This is a genomic window from Escherichia sp. HH26CH (assembly GCF_009820205.1).
Taxonomy (GTDB): Bacteria; Pseudomonadota; Gammaproteobacteria; order Enterobacterales; family Enterobacteriaceae; genus Escherichia; species Escherichia coli_F.
Genome location: NZ_VNXM01000057.1, coordinates 1 through 1,038 on the forward strand (window position 1 = coordinate 1; position 1,038 = coordinate 1,038).

Consider the following 1,038-nt stretch of genomic DNA (forward strand, 5'->3'; position numbering starts at 1 on the left):
TGCAGCCGTGGACGCCACGTCCGGTCTGCCGGTATCACCTCTAACTGATTGCCCAGCGTGGTTCCTCTCCCCTGGCTGCCGTGCAGCGCCTGCGGCTGGCTTCCTGACAGTATGCTCTGTACCACCTGCCATTCACGGTTCAGCATCTTCTGCGGATGCCCCGTCAGCGTAAACCGCGTTCCCGGCCACAGCCGCGGCGAATTACTCTGCCCTGTGGCCTTTTCCGCATCACTGCGCAGGCTGTCCATCTGGTACAGCGTGAAATCCTTGCCGTGCTGTTCATCCTTGAACCTTCCCGGATAATCAAATATTTCATACTGCGCCAGCTGTCCGTTCAGGTTCTCACCCTGCTGCTCATACATCCCCGGCCAGTCCGGCACCTTAAACGTGTAATCCTGGCTCTGCACCGACGACGGGCGGACATGCGCCTCATAACGGAACATACTGACACACTCCGTCTCCGCTCCTGCCGATGTGTCCGGGTTAAACGGAAACTCCCCCGCCTGTGACAGCCCCGCCACATCGTCGCACAGCGTCAGCTTCTGCTCCGGACTGTCCGCCGCAAACCGCTCAAAGAAGAAAATTCCCTCCTCCGCCCACAACCGGGACAGAAACGTCAGGTCGCTTTCCCCGTACTGGACACAGAATTCCCGCGCCGGATGGTCCTCATAAAACAGCGGCGTCCACTCCGTGACGCCGTTCTCGTTCAGTAACGTGGCCGATATCGTCCGGATATCCTGCTGCTGGAAGATACGGAAGTTCCGCCGCAGCCCGCACCGCCATAACGGCGGCTCAATACGCAGGTGATAACGCATCTGCCAGCCGTTATTCTCCTGCATGCCAAAACCCGCCACCACGCCGGTGACATAACGCAGCGGGATGACGCCCTGCCAGATGGTCAGTGTCGCCTTCTTCTCCAGCAGCATCTCCGCCGTCTGCATAAAAGAGTCGCTGGCAACATCCACACTCATCACAAACGGATATGACTGGTTCTGGACTAACCGGAAGCTCACCACTGCAAAGGTGTCCGGCTCCTGG

Annotated in this window: 1 protein-coding gene; it reads right to left on the reverse strand. The window is 59.1% G+C overall.

Features of this window, described 5'->3' with window-relative positions:
• The coding region (gene tssI / locus FQ015_RS18335) for a type VI secretion system tip protein TssI/VgrG (RefSeq protein WP_160524345.1) at nucleotides 1-1,038 on the reverse strand (1,038 nt) is incomplete at both ends.